The organism is Oerskovia sp. NPDC060338 (assembly GCF_042726295.1).
GTDB lineage: Bacteria > Actinomycetota > Actinomycetes > Actinomycetales > Cellulomonadaceae > Oerskovia > Oerskovia merdavium.
Map to the genome: position 1 here is coordinate 318,993 of NZ_JBHXCQ010000004.1, position 15,470 is coordinate 334,462.

10 protein-coding genes are annotated in these 15,470 nt (G+C 72.7%); 5 read left to right on the forward strand and 5 right to left on the reverse strand.

The features are described from left to right. Positions 1-128 precede the first annotated feature (128 nt). Complete coding sequence (locus ACFWGN_RS07205; protein WP_377616276.1) at positions 129-902, forward strand: ABC transporter ATP-binding protein; 774 nt, start codon at positions 129-131, stop codon at positions 900-902. 91 nt (positions 903-993) lie between these two features. On the opposite strand, the gene mgrA is transcribed toward ACFWGN_RS07205, so the two are convergent. Then, on the reverse strand, positions 994-2,037 hold the full coding sequence (gene mgrA / locus ACFWGN_RS07210) for an L-glyceraldehyde 3-phosphate reductase (protein ID WP_191806020.1): 1,044 nt from the start codon (positions 2,035-2,037) through the stop codon (positions 994-996). Positions 2,038-2,081: 44 nt separating this feature from the next. Beyond that, positions 2,082-3,131 (reverse strand): LacI family DNA-binding transcriptional regulator, encoded by a 1,050-nt coding sequence (locus ACFWGN_RS07215; protein WP_068623677.1) that lies wholly within the window; start codon positions 3,129-3,131, stop codon positions 2,082-2,084. A 238-nt stretch (positions 3,132-3,369) separates the two neighbouring features. Between ACFWGN_RS07215 and ACFWGN_RS07220 the strand changes: the two genes are divergently transcribed. Then, positions 3,370-6,372: a discoidin domain-containing protein gene (locus tag ACFWGN_RS07220; RefSeq protein ID WP_377616277.1), complete on the forward strand. Its 3,003-nt coding sequence runs from the start codon at positions 3,370-3,372 to the stop codon at positions 6,370-6,372. 81 nt (positions 6,373-6,453) lie between these two features. On the opposite strand, the gene ACFWGN_RS07225 is transcribed toward ACFWGN_RS07220, so the two are convergent. Continuing rightward, complete coding sequence (locus tag ACFWGN_RS07225; protein ID WP_377616278.1) at positions 6,454-7,524, reverse strand: LacI family DNA-binding transcriptional regulator; 1,071 nt, start codon at positions 7,522-7,524, stop codon at positions 6,454-6,456. 295 nt (positions 7,525-7,819) lie between these two features. Here ACFWGN_RS07225 and ACFWGN_RS07230 point away from each other — a divergent pair, with 295 nt between their 5' ends. Together ACFWGN_RS07230 and ACFWGN_RS07235 are read left to right on the forward strand one after the other, a co-directional pair. Then, complete coding sequence (locus tag ACFWGN_RS07230) at positions 7,820-10,066, forward strand: discoidin domain-containing protein (RefSeq protein ID WP_377616279.1); 2,247 nt, start codon at positions 7,820-7,822, stop codon at positions 10,064-10,066. Between the two features lie 123 nt (positions 10,067-10,189). Then, positions 10,190-11,620 (forward strand): DUF1996 domain-containing protein, encoded by a 1,431-nt coding sequence (locus tag ACFWGN_RS07235; protein ID WP_377616281.1) that lies wholly within the window; start codon positions 10,190-10,192, stop codon positions 11,618-11,620. A 192-nt stretch (positions 11,621-11,812) separates the two neighbouring features. On the opposite strand, the gene ACFWGN_RS07240 is transcribed toward ACFWGN_RS07235, so the two are convergent. Beyond that, positions 11,813-14,089, reverse strand: coding sequence for an LLM class flavin-dependent oxidoreductase (locus tag ACFWGN_RS07240; protein ID WP_377616282.1), 2,277 nt, complete (start codon positions 14,087-14,089; stop codon positions 11,813-11,815). 116 nt (positions 14,090-14,205) lie between these two features. On the opposite strand from ACFWGN_RS07240, the gene ACFWGN_RS07245 reads away from it, so the two are divergent. After that, positions 14,206-14,724 (forward strand): MarR family winged helix-turn-helix transcriptional regulator, encoded by a 519-nt coding sequence (locus ACFWGN_RS07245; RefSeq protein WP_377616283.1) that lies wholly within the window; start codon positions 14,206-14,208, stop codon positions 14,722-14,724. 5 nt (positions 14,725-14,729) lie between these two features. Here the strand turns inward: ACFWGN_RS07245 and ACFWGN_RS07250 are convergent, their stop codons facing one another. Beyond that, a complete protein-coding gene (locus ACFWGN_RS07250) occupies positions 14,730-15,380 on the reverse strand; it encodes a hypothetical protein (RefSeq protein WP_377616284.1) in 651 nt (216 codons plus the stop codon). Positions 15,381-15,470 lie beyond the last annotated feature (90 nt).

Below are 15,470 nucleotides of genomic sequence, written 5' to 3' on the forward strand. Positions count from 1 at the left end.
CCCCGGTGCGGCGCCGGTGTGACCTGCGCCGCACCGCCGACCGGGAGAACGCGGGTACCGTCGTTCGTTGGACCATCGAGGGCATCCACGCCCCCGCACCGGTTGACCCACCCTCGGAAGGACCGCGCATGACGACGACCCACACCCTCCAGGCGCGCGACCTCTGGGCCGGGCACGGCGGCGGCGACGTCCTGCGCGGCGTCTCGATCGAGCTCTCGGCGGGCCAGGAGCCCGTGGGGATCGTGGGACCGTCGGGCGTCGGGAAGTCGACCTTCATCAGCGCGCTGCTCGGCGAGATCAAGCCGTCGAGCGGGACCGTGACGTGGGGCGGACGCACGGTGACCCGCCTGGGCCGACGCGACAAGAAGACGTTCAAGGCCGCCGTGCGGCGCGTGTCGCAGGACGGCCTGCCCGGGATCGATCCCGCGAGCAAGGTGACGCACGTGCTCAAGTCCGGGCTGACCGATGCCCGCAAGGGCGGGCGCCCCTCGGGACAGTCGATCGAGGACCTGCTGGACCTCGTCGCGCTCGAGCACCGCTACGCCGACCGTCCCCTGCGCACGTTGTCGGGGGGCGAGCGCCAGCGCGTGGCCCTGGCCCGGGCCCTCGCGACGCGTCCCGACATCCTGCTGCTCGACGAGCCCCTCACAGCGCTCGACCCGACCATGCGCGGCGAGATCGCCGGTCGCGTCAAGGACGCCGCAGCCCAGCTCGGGACGGGCGTGCTCCTGGTGTCGCACGACCTCGAGCTGGTCCACCGCATGACGACGTCGGCACACCTGCTGGTGGACGGCGAGTTCGTCGAGTCCGGCCCGCTCCAGCAGGTGCTCGCCGAGAGCGAGCACCCCGTGGTCCGTGAGCTGGCCGAGGCGGCACCGCTCGCGGTCCAGCGCTGGAGCTGAGCGCAGCGACCCGGTCCGGCCCCCACGGGAGCCGGACCCCCGGCCGGTCGGACGGCTCGACGCCGCCCGACCTGCCGTCAGGCCGGCGGGCTCAGCGCGTCGTGCCGTCGACCGCGAACGGCTCGATCGCCGCGATCTCCTCGGCCGTGAGAGCGGGCGCGTCGAGCGCCGCGACGTTGTTCTCGAGCTGGGCGACGCTGCTCGCGCCCACGAGCGCCGAGGTGATGCGCTCGTCGCGCAGGACCCAGCTCAGCGCGAGCTGCGCGAGCGACTGGCCGCGTCCGGCAGCGATCTCGTTCAGCGCACGGGCACGCTCGAGGTACGTCTCGGAGATCGCGGTGGGCTTGAGGAAGTGCCCGACGGCGGCGCGCGAGTCCGCGGGCACCTCGCCCGAGAGGTAGCGGTCCGTCAGCAGACCCTGCTGGAGCGGCGAGAAGACGATCGTGCCGACGCCGAGGTCCTCGACGACGTCCAGCAGGTTCTCGCCGTCGTCGTGCCCCGCCTCGGGCAGCTCGACGTGCCGGTTGAACATCGAGTAGCTGGGCTGGTGGATGAGCAGCGGCGTGCCGAGGTCCGCGAGGATCTGCGCGGCCTCGCGCGTCTGCGACGGCGAGTAGTTGGAGACGCCGACGTACAGCGCACGCCCGCTCACCACGGCCGTGTGGAGCGCGCCCATGGTCTCGGCGAGCGGGACCGTGGGGTCGAACCGGTGCGAGTAGAAGATGTCGACGTAGTCGAGGCCCATGCGGGCGAGCGACTGGTCGAGCGAGGACAGCAGGTACTTGCGCGAGCCGCCGTCGCCGTAGGGGCCGGGCCACATGTCGTAGCCGGCCTTGCTCGAGATCACGAGCTCGTCGCGGTAGGGGCGCAGGTCGCGCGCGAGGTGGCGCCCGAAGTTCTCCTCGGCCGAGCCGTAGGGCGGGCCGTAGTTGTTCGCGAGGTCGAAGTGCGTGATCCCCAGGTCGAACGCGCGGCGCAGGATCGCGCGCTGGTTGTCGAACGGGTTGACGTCACCGAAGTTGTGCCAGAGGCCCAGCGACAGTGCGGGGAGGGCGAGGCCGCTGCGACCGGAGCGCCGGTACGTCATGGACTCGTAGCGGTCGTCGGCAGCGAGGTAGCGGGGTGCAAGAGGCATGCTGCCATTCTGCACCCCGGGTCAGGTCGGGGTCTCGGGCTTTCTCAGGCCGAGTCGCGCACCACGAGGGTCGGGTCGAACACGACCGAGCGCACCTGGCGGTCGCCCTCGGCGATCTGCCCGATGAGGAGCCGGGCCATCTCGGCCGCCATCTCCTCGACGGGCTGGCGCACGCTCGTCAGCGCCGGGCGGCACAGGGGCGCGATCGAGCTGTCGTCGAACCCGACCACGGCGACGTCCTCGGGGACGCGCAGGCCGCGGGCCTGGATCGCATGCACGGCGCCCTGGGCCATGTAGTCGTTCGCCGCGAACACGCCGTCGAGCCCGGGGACCGTGTCGAGGAGACGTTCCATCGCGGCCTCCCCGCCCTCGAGCGTGAACTCGCCCGAGACCTCGGGGACGTATGCGCGACCGTGCCGGGAGACCTCGTCACGGAAGCCCGCGAGGCGCTCCTCGGCCGCGTAGAGGCCCGAGGGGCCCGAGATGACCGCGAGCTCGTCGCAGCCGCGCTCGATGAGGTGCTTGGCCGCGAGCCGCGCGCCGTCGCGGTTGGCGACGTCGACGAAGCTGATGGGCAGCGCGGGCTCGGGCCGCGCGAACAGGACCGCGCGCTGGCCGGCCTCGACGAGCATGCCGGGCAGCGGGTCGTCGGCCTGGGCGGCCACGAGGAGCGCGCCGTCGGCGTTGCCCTGGCGCAGGTAGGTCATGACCTGGGCGCGCGCGTCGTCGGTCTCGGCGAGCATGAGCACGGGGTGCAGGTCGTGGGGGCGCAGGGCGCGCACGAACGCCGCGACGATCCGGCCGAAGAACGGGTCCGCGAAGACCTGCCCGGTCATCTGGTTGCCCTCGATCTCCGGGTCGACGCCCGAGATCACGACCGCGACCGTGCCCGTCCTGCCCGTGACGAGCGAACGGGCCGCGCGGTTGGGCACGTAGCCCGTCTCGACGATCGCCTTCTCGACGACCGCCTTGAGGTCGGGCGCGACCTGGCGCTTCTGGTTGATCACCCGGGACACCGTGGCGCGCGAGACTCCCGCCACCCGGGCGACGTCCTCGAGCGTCGGGGGCGTCGAGACTCGGCCGTCCTCACGCATGGGGCGAGGCTAGCAGCGCGGAGCGCGCTCCTGGGACAGCCACGGGCCCGACGGCGGAGCGCCGCCCCGCGCGTCGGGTCGCGTCCAGCGGCCGCGAAGAACGCGGGAGAGCGCTCTCTTGACGCCGGACCCCCTCACCTGAATACTGGCCGACATCGTGAGAGAGCGCTCTCTCACGACGTGCGTCCTGCTCGGCGTAGAGCCTGGACGCGGTCGACGACGACCTAGGAGAGAACCGATGCCCTTCTCGCCCCTTCCCACCGTGCCGCCCGCGGCACCCGTCCCGCAGCGCCGGAGACGCCCGTCCCGCCGAGGAGCCGGAGCGGCCCTCGCCCTGGCGGTCGCCGCGGCGGGCCTCGCGGTCCCGCTCGTCCCCGCGGCAGCGGCCGACGGCCCCACCCTCCTGTCCCAGGGCAAGCCCGCGACGGCGTCCTCGACGCAGTCGCCCGACGGCTACCAGGCCGGCGAGGCGTTCGACGGCGACGGCGGCAGCCGTTGGTCGAGCCTGGCCGCCGACCCGCAGTGGATCCAGGTGGACCTGGGTCAGCGGGCCACGATCGACCGGGTCGAGCTCGACTGGGAGGGCGCCTACGGCAAGGGGTACCGGATCCAGACCTCCGACGACGGCACGACCTGGACCACCCTGAGCACCGTGACGAACGGCGACGGCGGGGCGGACGTGCTCGACGTCGACGGCGCCGGCCGCTACGTCCGCCTCCTCGGCGACGTCCGCGGCACGGGGTACGGCTACTCGCTGTGGGAGTTCCGCGTGTTCGGCGAGCCCGCAGGCGGGCCGGTCGACCCCGTGGACCCCGTGGACCCCGTGGACCCCACCAACCCCACGGCCTGCCTGACCGACGTGACCGCAGGCGCGACCGCGACGGCCTCGTCGCAGCAGGGCGACTCGACCCCGGCCAAGGCCGTCGACCAGAACACCAGCACCCGCTGGGGCTCGGTGCTCGACACGACCACGTGGACGGGCCAGGACGACGAGTGGCTCCAGGTGGACCTGGGCGAGGCCGACGAGGTCTGCGGCGTGAGCATCCTCTGGGAGGGCGCGTACGGCAAGGACTACGACATCGAGCTCTCGACCGACGGCTCCACGTGGACCACTGCTGCCCAGGCGCGCAACCAGGACGGCGGGACCGACGTCGTCACGTTCGACACGACCTCGGCGCGCTACGTGCGCTGGCAGGGCGTCGCGCGGGGCACCACGTTCGGGTACTCGATGTACGAGCTCCGCGTCCTGACCCCCGGCGCCTCGATCGACCCGACGACCGACCTGTTCGGCCCGAACGTCTTCGTGTTCGACCCCTCGATGCCGGACTCCGCGATCCAGCACCAGATCGACACCGTGTTCGCCCAGCAGGAGCAGGACCAGTTCGGCCCCGGCCGGTACCAGTTCCTCTTCACGCCCGGTGAGTACGAGGTCGACGCTCGCATCGGCTTCTACACCTCGCTCTCGGGCGTCGGCCAGGACCCGACCGACGTGACCGTGAAGGGCGGCGACTGGGTCGACGCGCAGTGGTTCGGCGGCAACGCGACCCAGAACTTCTGGCGCTCGGCCGAGAACCTGTCGATCACGCCCGACGACGGCATGGCCCGCTGGGCCACGTCCCAGGCGGCACCGTTCCGCCGCATCCAGGTCAACGGCGGCCTCCAGCTCGACTCGTCGGCCTACGGCTGGTCGTCGGGCGGCTACATCGCCGACACCCACGTGACCGGGGTCGTCGAGTCCTGGACGCAGCAGCAGTGGTACGCCCGCGACAGCTCGGTCGGCGAGTGGAAGGGCGGCGTCTGGAACATGGTCTACTCGGGCGTCGAGGGCACGCTGCCCACGGCCGCGACGTGGCCCAAGCCCCCCGTGACCCGGCTCGACACCACGGGCACCGTCCGCGAGAAGCCCTACCTCTACCTCGACGGCGACGAGTGGGCCGTGTTCGTCCCCGAGCTGCGCGAGGGCACGACCGGCACCACCTGGAAGAACAGCCACACGGCCGGCACGTCGGTCCCGCTCGACGACTTCTTCGTGGCCAAGGAGGGCGACACCGCGGCCGAGATCAACGCGGCCCTGGCCGCGGGCAAGAACCTGCTCATGACCCCGGGCGTCTACCGCGTCGACCAGACGATCCAGGTCGACAGGCCCGGCACGGTCGTCCTGGGCCTGGGCTACGCGACGATCATCCCCGAGCACGGGGGCGTCGGCATGCACGTGGCCGACGAGGACGGCATCACGGTCGCGGGCATCCTGTTCGACGCCGCGGTCACCGAGTCCCCGGCGCTGTTCGTCGTCGGCGACGAGGGCGTCCACACCGACCACTCGGACGACCCGATCGTCCTGCACGACGTGTTCATGCGCGTGGGCGGTGCTGTCGCGGGCAAGGTCGACGCGGCCATGATCATCAACGCCGACGACACCATCGTCGACCACGTGTGGTCGTGGCGCGGCGACCACGGCGAGGGCATCGGCTGGGACCTCAACACGTCCGACTACGGGTTCGTGGTCAACGGGGACGACGTCTCGGCCTACGGCCTGTTCGTCGAGCACTACCAGAAGTACAACACCCTGTGGAACGGCGAGCGGGGCAAGACCGTGTTCTACCAGAACGAGCTGCCGTACGACGTCCCGGACCAGGCAACCTGGCAGAACGGTGATACCCGCGGGTGGGCGGCCTACAAGGTCGCGGACGGTGTGAAGAACCACGAGGCCTGGGGCCTGGGCTCCTACTCGAACTTCACGTCCGACACCGAGGAGACCGAGATCGTCGTCGACGGCGGCTTCGAGGTCCCCCAGGTGGCCGGCGTCAAGATGCACAACATGCTCGTCGTCTCCCTGGGCGGCGAGGGCATCTTCGAGGCCGTCATCAACGGGGTCGGCCCGCGCGCCGACGGACCGGACACCATCCCGAGCTACGTCGCCTTCTACGGCGGCGTCGACGTGACGCCCGCGCCGACGCTCGACGTGCAGGCCACGGCCGTCACGCGCTGCGTGGCCGGCAAGGTCCAGCTCGCGGTCACGGCGACCAACAAGGAGGGCGCGCCGGTCGACGTCGCGCTCGCCACGCCGTACGGCACCAAGAGGTTCTCCCAGGTGGCGGGGGGCAGGCTCGCGGCACAGAGCTTCAACGCCCGGGCGGCCTCGGTCTCGGCCGGCAGCACCTCGGTGACCGCGACGGGCACGGTCGACGGGGCGGCCGTCACGACGGTCGTGCCCGCGACGTTCGACGGGAGGACCTGCTGACCTCCTGACCGGGCGACCAGCCGGCCTGCCCGGGTCCGCGACACGACGTCGCGGCCCCGGGCGGGCCGTCGGTCTGGAACCTCAGGCCGAGCCGCGCACCACGAGCGTGGGCTCGAACAGCACGGAGCGCACGGCGAGCGTCGGGTCCTCGATGCGCTCGAGCAGGAGCCGGACCATCTCGCCCGCCATCTCCTCGACCGGTTGGCGCACGGTCGTCAGGGCGGGCCGGGCCCGCTGGGCGAGGGCGGTGTCGTCGAAGCCGACGACCGCGACGTCCTCGGGCACGCGCCGCCCGCTCTCGTGCAGCACGTCGATCGCCCCCTGGGCCATGAGGTCGTTCCCCGCGAAGACCGCGTCGACCCCGGGCACCTGCTCGAGCAGCGCCCGCATCGCGGCGTCGCCGCTCTCGATCGTGAAGTTCCCCTCGACCGACGGCACGTAGGCATGGCCCCGTCGCGCGAGGGCGTCCCGGAACCCGGCGAGCCGGTCGCTCGCCGCGAGCACACCCAGCGGTCCCGAGATCGCGGCCGGCGCCGTCCTGCCGTCGGCCACGAAGTGCTCCGCGGCGAGCGCTCCCCCGTCCCGGTTGGCCAGGTCGACGAAGCTGATCGGGAGCGGCACCGACGGGCGCGCGAACAGCACCGCGGGGCGCCCGACCTCGACCAGGAGCGCGGGCAGCGGGTCGTCGGCGCGGGTCGAGACGTGCAGGACGCCGTCGGCGTTGCCCTGGCGGACGTAGGAGACGACCTGCGCCCGGGCCACGTCGTCCTCGGCGAGCATGAGGACCGGGTGCACGTCGTGCGGGCGCAGGGCCCGGACGATCCCCGCGACGATGCGCCCGAAGAACGGGTCGTCGAACACGTGGCCCGCGTAGCGGCTACCGCCCGAGCCGGGGTCGGTCACGGGGTCCGTCTCGGGATCCGTCCCGGAGATCACGAGCGCGACGCTCCCGGTGCGTCGCGTGACGAGCGTGCGGGCCGCCCGGTGCGGGGAGTAGCCCGTCGCGGCGACCGCGCTCTGCACGAGCTCCTGGAGAGCGGGCGCGACCTTGCGCTTGCCGTTGATGACGCGCGACGCGGTCGCGCGCGAGACACCGGCGACGCGCGCGACGTCGTCGAGCGTCGGGCCGGCGGAGGGACGAGGTGCTGTCACAGGGGTGACGCTAGCATTCTCGGGATAGCGCTTTCCCGCCGAGGTGCAGCGCGCCAACGCGACGAACCGGCAGCATTCCGCCGTTCGTCCGTCCTGGTCGCCGCCCGTTCTGCCTTCTCGAAGTTCACCCCGCTGCACACTTTCGGGAACCGTTCCCTTGACAGCCCTCCTGAACGTCGGAATACTCCGAATTCGGATGAGAGCGCTCTCCCGGATGGATCCAGCTCGACGAAGAACTGATTCCCGGAGCCTGCCGACGACGGCCAGGACTCCTGTCTCCCCCGAGAGGTAGAACATGAGACCCCCGCACACCCCTGCCAGACCGCGGCGCAGCAGGCGGCGCAGCCTGACCGCGCTCGCCCTGTCGCTGCTCGTCGCGTCCGCGACCCTGGTACCCGTCGGAGCCGCCGAGGCGGCCCCGACCCTGCTGTCCCAGGGCAAGCCGGCCACGGCGTCGTCGGTCGAGAACCCCGACTACACGCCCGCCTCGGCGGCCGTGGACGGCAACCCGGGCACGCGCTGGGCCAGCGCCTGGTCCGATCCCCAGTGGATCCAGGTCGATCTCCAGCAGCGCTCCACGATCGAGCGCGTCGAGCTCCAGTGGGAGTCGGCGCACGCCAAGGCGTTCCAGATCCAGGTCTCCGACGACGCCACGACCTGGACCGACGTCTACTCGACGCAGAGCTCGGCCGGCGGCGACCAGACGCTCGCCGTCACCGGTACCGGCCGCTACGTCCGGCTCCTCGCGACGCAGCGGGCCACGGGCTACGGGAGCTCCCTGTGGGAGCTCAAGGTCTTCGGCACACCGGGCGCCGGCCCGGTCGACCCTGTCGATCCCGTCGACCCGACCGACCCCGACTACGTGAACCCGGGCCACCCGAACGTGCCCGTGCCGGACTCGGTTCCGAGCACCGTGAAGGTCGTGGGCAGCAGCGGCGACTGGGACCTCCAGGTCGACGGCAAGCCCTACACGGTCAAGGGCTTCACCTGGGGACCGTCGTTCGCCTCGGCCGACCACTACATGGGTCCGCTCGTCGCCATGGGCGCCAACACGGTCCGCACGTGGGGCACGGGAGCCGACACCAAGCAGCTGCTCGACTCCGCGGCCGCTCACGACGTCCGCGTGGTCATGGGCTTCTGGCTGCTGCCGGGCGGCGGGCCGGGCTCGGGCGGGTGCATCAGCTACACGACCGACACGAGCTACAAGGCGACGACCAAGGCCGACATCCTCCAGTGGGTCGAGACCTACAAGAACCACCCGGGCGTCCTGATGTGGAACATCGGCAACGAGGCGATCCTGGGCCTGCAGAACTGCTTCTCGGGCACGGTCCTCGAGGCCGAGCGCAACGCGTACGCCGCGTTCGTCAACGAGGTCAGCGTCGCGATCCACCGGATCGACCCGAACCACCCCACGACCAACACCGACGCCTGGGCCGGCGCCTGGCCGTACCTCAAGGCCAACGCCCCGGACCTCGACCTGCTCTCGATCAACGCCTACGGCGACGTGTGCAACATCCGGGAGAACTGGGAGGCCGGCGGCTACGACAAGCCCTACCTGCTGACCGAGGGCGGCGCGGCCGGCGAGTGGGAGGTGCCGGACGACGTCAACGGCGTGCCCGACGAGCCGACCGACATCGAGAAGGGCGCGGCGTACGTCTCGTCCTGGAAGTGCCTCATGGAGCACGAGGGCAAGGCGCTCGGCGCGACGTTCTTCCACTACGGCACCGAGGGCAACTTCGGCGGTGTCTGGTTCAACGTGATCCCGGGCGACAACAAGCGCCTCGGCTACTACTCGATCGCCAAGGCCTGGGGCGTCGACACGTCCGCCATGAACACCCCGCCCCGCATCCAGAGCATGGACGTACCGGGCTCGACGAGCGTCGTCGCCGGGTCCTCGGTGAACCTGAACCTGACCGCGACCGACCCCGACGGCGACCCGATCAACTACGTCGCCTTCTTCAACAGCAAGTACATCGACGGGGCGGGCGGGCTCGCCTGGACCGCGCTCACGCAGACCGCTCCCGGGAAGTTCACGGTCACCGCGCCCGAGCGACTCGGCGTGTGGAAGGTCTACGTGTTCGCCGAGGACGGCCAGGGCAACGTGGGCGTCGAGACCAGGTCGCTGCGCGTGGTCCCGCCCGCGGTCCAGGGCACCAACCTCGCGCTGGGCAAGCCCGCCGCCGCGTCGAGCTTCGACCCGTGGAACGGCGACTACTCGGCCGCCCGCGCGGTCGACGGCGACCTGGGCACGCGCTGGGCGAGCCAGTGGGGCCCGACGGCCTGGTTCCAGGTCGACCTGGGCTCGGTCCGGTCCTTCGACCACCTCCAGCTCGTGTGGGAGGCGGCCTACGGGAAGTCGTACGAGGTCCAGACCTCGGACGACGGCTCGACGTGGTCGACCGTCACGACCGTCACGGGCGGCAACGGCGGCGTCGACGACCTCGACGTCGCGGGGTCCGGGCGCTACGTGCGCCTGAACCTCACGGAGCGCGGCACCGAGTGGGGCTACTCGCTCTTCGAGCTCGGCGTCTACGCGCGCTGACGAGACCCCGGGTGGGAGCGGCGCCCCCGCTCCCACCCGGACCCGCGCCCGGGGGCCACCGCACGGTGGTGGGCGCGTCGCGCTCCGGCGCGACCTCCCGACGACGACGTCACAGGAGGAAGCATGCACCGCACCACTCTCACGTCCCACCGCGCGCCCGGGGACTCCCCGCAGCGCCACGGCGGGCCCCGTGCCCGACGACGGACCCGCGCCCTGGTGGGTTCGCTCTCGGTCGCCGCGTTGGTCACCTCGTCCGCGATCGCGATCGGCGCGGCCGGAGCGGCGAGCGCCGCACCGGGCACCCTGCTCTCGCAGGGGGCGCTGACCGAGGCGTCGAGCTCGGAGTCCGGCGGGCTCGGCCCGCGCTTCGCGGTCGACGGCGACCGGTCCACCCGGTGGGCCAGCTCCCCGGGCGACGACCAGTGGTTCCGCGTGGACCTGGGCGACTCGTTCGCGCTCGACACGGTCGTCCTCGACTGGGAGGCCGCGTACGGCAGGGCGTTCACGATCCAGGTGTCGGACGACGCCGCGACCTGGACCACCGCGGCGACCGTCACGGCCGGCACGGGCGGGGTCCAGACGCTCGACGTCGACGCGACGGGGCGCTACGTCCAACTCGTCGGGACCCAGCGCGCCACGGGCTACGGCTACTCGCTGTACGAGCTCCAGGTCTTCGGGGACGGCACGCCCGTCGAGGTGCCCGAGACCCCGGGGTTCGACGACGAGGTCACGCACCACGAGTTCCAGGCGAACTGCTCGTTCTCGCACTTCGAGAAGGACGACCCGATCGTCTTCCCGGGCCAGCCCGGCGCCTCGCACCTGCACACGTTCGTCGGCAACCGGTCGACCGACGCCTTCACGACGCCCGAGTCGCTCTTCGCGAGCACGGACTCGACGTGCACCGTGCCGCAGGACCACTCGTCGTACTGGTTCCCTGCGCTCTACCGCGGGGACACCCCGATCGCGCCGGACATCCCCATGACGATCTACTACAAGTCCGGGATCGACGACTACACCAAGGTCGTCCCGTTCCCCGCGGGCCTGGAGTTCGTGGCGGGCGACATGATGGCGACCGTCGACTCGTTCCGCACGGCCCCGGGAGCGGTCGAGGGCTGGGAGTGCGGCGAGATCTCCAAGAGCTGGTCGATCCCGGACAGCTGTGCCCCCGGCAGCCAGCTCAACCTGCGCTACCAGTCGCCGAGCTGCTGGGACGGCAAGCACCTGACGCCTGGTGCGGCCTCGCACATGGGGCACGGCACGCACATGGCCTACCCCGTCGCGGGGCAGTGCCCCCTGAGCCACCCGGTCGCCGTGCCCATGCTCGAGTTCAAGATCGCCTGGCCCGTGAGCGGTGACATGTCGGACGTGCGGCTGGCCAGCGGCTCGGACCAGTCGTGGCACTACGACTTCATCAACGCCTGGGAGCCGGACGTCCTGGCTGCGCTCGTCAAGCAGTGCATCAACGGCGGCCTGCAGTGCAACCCGCGCGGCTACGACCTCTACAAGCCGCACCGCGGGACGGTCCTCGACGAGGACTTCAACCTGGTCGGCTGACCGGGCTCGACCCCGCGGCCGCCCACCCGGTCGGGGCGGGGCCGGGGCCATCGGCCGACGACGAAGGGCCCCGAGCCGTCAGGGGGCGACTCGGGGCCCTGCGTCGTCCGTCGTCGGGCCCGGTCGGGCAGGACCGGTCGGGCAGGACCGGTCCGTCGGGCACCGACCTAAGGGGCGGCTCGGACCGTCCGGTCAGGCGTCGGCCGGCGGGATCGGGAAGTTGGCCGAGAACAGGTTGGTCGGGTCGACCTCGCGCTTGACCTGTCGCAGACGCGTCAGCGTGGGCTCGGGGAACGCCTCGAGCAGCCGCTCGGGGCGCGAGTCGGTCTCGAACGACAGGTAGAGCCCGTCGGTGTGCGGATGCACCAGGTCGTCCCACACGCCGTCGATCCCCGCCGGGCCTCCCCGCGACCCGAACGCCGCGACCGAGAAGTTCTGGGTGCGGTGGGCGTAGGCCGTCGCGTCGGCCGCGACGTCGTTGACCGCACCGCCGACCGCCCGGAGCTGGAGCAGCTGCGCCGCGCCGCTCCCGAGGAAGCGGGCGAGGTCGCGGGCCGTGGCCTGGTCGACGTGCTCGACGAGGCCCGAGCGCGAGCCCGGCTCCCCGCCCCCCGAGTGCTGGGCGTCGGCCCGGCGCACGATCCCCGAGTAGGGGGTCAGCACCGCCTGGTGGTCGAGCAGCGGCGCCGAGTCGGCGAGGCTCTCGAGCGCGCGGATCGCGGCGTCGGTGTCATCGTCGGCCCACACGGTCATGAGCTGGGCCATGGGCCCGCGTCCGCCCCGGCCCGCGCTCATGTGCAGGAAGCTCGTGAGCTCGCGCGGCGCGGCCTCGACCGTCGCTGCCCAGCGCTCGAGCAGCCCCGCGGTGTCCGAGGCGTCGAGCACCATGATCGAGTAGACGAGGTCCGTCACGGGAGCGGCCTCGACGTCGACCCAGGTCACGACCCCCATGTTGCCGCCCGCTCCGCGCAGCGCCCAGAAGAGCTCGGGTTCCTCCCGGGCGTCCACGACACGCACCCGCCCGTCGGCCGTGACGACCTCCGCCGCGACGACGTTGTCGATCGTCAGACCGTGCTTGCGGCCCATGAGACCGATCCCGCCCGTCGTGGCCAGTCCACCGACGCCCACGCCTCCGGAGTCGCCCGAGCTGATCGCGAGCCCGTGGGGCGAGAGGACCTCGGCGACCTGCCCCCAGGTCCCACCGGCCCCCAGCCGCACGCGGCGCGAGCCGTCCTCGGGCACGACGACCTGGTCCAGGGCACCGACGTCGAGCAGCACCCCTCCGTCGTTGGTCGAGCGCCCGCTGATGCCGTGGCCGGCCGACCGCACCGCGAGCGGCACGTCCTGCTCCCGGGCCCAGACGACGGCCTCGGCGACCTCGTCCGCGGTGCGCGGGCGGAGCACGATGCCGGGCGCCCCCGAGCGCATGTAGGTGTGCCGCACCGCGTCGTACGCACGGTCCCCCGGCTCGACCGCGTGCTCGCTCAGGGTCGCGGGGAGCGAGCCGTAGTCGATGCCCTCGCGGCGGGCCGCGAGGGCCGAGGCCCCGCGACGGTGAGCGGCGGGCGCCGTCCCGGCGGACCGCCGCTCGGCCGCGACGAGCTCGCGCAGCGCGGGGGCGACCTCCTCGCCGAAGACCTGGATCTCGCGCGGGTCGTCGGTCGCGAGGACGAACCCCGAGACGCCGTCCTCGAGCGCGAGCGCACCGAGCTCCTCGACCCACTGCGCGGGCGGTCCCTGGAGGTAGCCGAGCCGGCTCGTGGAGAACTTGCCGTTGACGTTGAGCATGCGGCGCACCGCGCTCGGGTCACGGCCCGCGGCGAGCGCGGCCTCGTCGATCACGGCGTTGCCCTTGGCCAGGTCGCCGGGCTGGAGGTAGGACAGCGAGGGCAGCCAGCCGTCACCCTTGCGGCCGATGAGCCGCTGCATGCGGGGCTTGACCGCCCCGATCCACAGCGGGACGTCGTGCGCCGGGGCGGGGCCGCGCTTGGCGCCCTCGACCTGGTGGTGCGTGCCGTGCACACGCAGGGGCGTCCGGTCGCTCGTGTCCCAGATGCCTCGGATGATGTCGATGGCCTCCTCGAGCGCGGTGACGGCCTCGCCCGGCGCGAGGCGAGGCGTGCCCATGGCCTCGATCGCGTCCCAGAACGCGCCGGCGCCCAGGCCCATGGCGAACCGGCCGCCCGAGAGCAGGTCGAGGCTCGCCCCGGCACGGGCCAGCACGGCGGGCGGGCGCAGCGGGAGGTTGAGGACGTTCCCCGCGACCTGCACCCGCTCGGTCGACGCCGCGACCCACGTCAGGAGGGTCCAGGCGTCGAGGAACGCCGGCTGGTAGGGGTGGTCCTGGAAGGTCACGAGGTCCAGGCCCGCGGTCTCGGCGAGCTGCGCGAGGCGCACGGGCGCCTGCGGGTCGCGGTTCTGCGGGGTGTGGAAGGTGCCGAGGATCAGGTCGTGGCCGTAGTCCGTCATGCGTGCGCGCTCCGTGTGCCGCGGGGAGCGGCGGTCGTGTCGAGATCGTCTGAACTGCAGACGATATCATCAGCAACTCATCTTCCGTCTAGATCATTCCGTTGTATCCTGAGGTCGTGACCCTCGCCACGCCTGACACCTCCCGCTCCCCCAGCCCCCTCGGCTGGTCTCTCACCGCGCTCCTGCGCGAGTGGAGCGCTCGCGTCGACGCGCTCGCCGAGGACCTGCCCGACGGGACGCGCGGCTACCAGGTGCTCTCCGCCGTCGTGCACGACACCCCGCCCAGCCAGGCCGCGCTCGCGGCGCGGCTCGGGATCGACCGGACCGTCATGACCTACCTGATCGACAAGTACGTCGGCTGCGACCTCGTCGAGCGCCAGGCGGACCCCACGGACCGCCGGACCCGGCGCATCGTCGCGACCGCCAAGGGGCGCGCCGTCCTCGCCGACCTCGACGCACGCGTCGCCGCGGCCGAGGAGGACCTGCTCGCGGGGCTCGACCCCGCGGACCGCGCAACCCTGCGGCGCCTCCTGGAGCGCGCCGCCGACCGCGCGGCGCACGACGAGGACCGGTGCGCCGTCGTCGCGCAGGGCATGGGCGCTGTGAGCGCACCGCGCGAGCGCACCCCGCGGTAGCCGGCTCACGACGCGGCGGGCGCCAGCTCCTCGCCGATCGTGCGTCGCGACAGCAGCGCAGCGACCAGGAAGCACACCGCCCCCAGCAGCGTGCCGAGGTTGGCCCAGAACGCGCTCACGAGCGAGTCCGTCTGCGGCACCACGTACGCCCCCACGGCCGACGCGCCGAACGCGACCGAACCCACCAGGTTGAGCCACGTGCCGTGCCACGTGCGCGCGTCCGCGTCCCACAGGTGACCGCGGTCCCGGGTCGCGACGACCGCGAACGCGCTCGACACGAGGAACGCGACCGACCCGTAGGCGTCGGGCCGCCAGCCCGCGCCCAGGCGCGTGGGGTCGGCGATCGCCGCACCCAGCGCGGCCGCGGTGCTGATGTTGAAGAAGAGGGTCCCGGCGAGCTGGACGGCCGCGGCCCACCAGTCCCAGCGGTCGGCCGGGAGGGTCCCCCTGCGGGGCACGCGGCGTCCGCTCAGGCTCAGCTGGATCGCCGCGGCGAGCGTGAAGAAGACCGAGCCGACGCAGAACGTCACGCCCACCCAGACGGGTCCTACGGCCTGGGCGTAGAACGGCACCGCGCCGACCAGGAAGCACGCCGACCCGACGACGAACCCCCACGCCTCGCGGCGCAGGCGGCGGACGCGCACGTCACGAGCCATGCGCCCAGCGTGGCACGCTGCCGCCCGGCCGTCTCGGCGGGACCGGTCGACGGACCCGCCGGGTGGACGGTCGGCCGGCCCGCCCTGCAG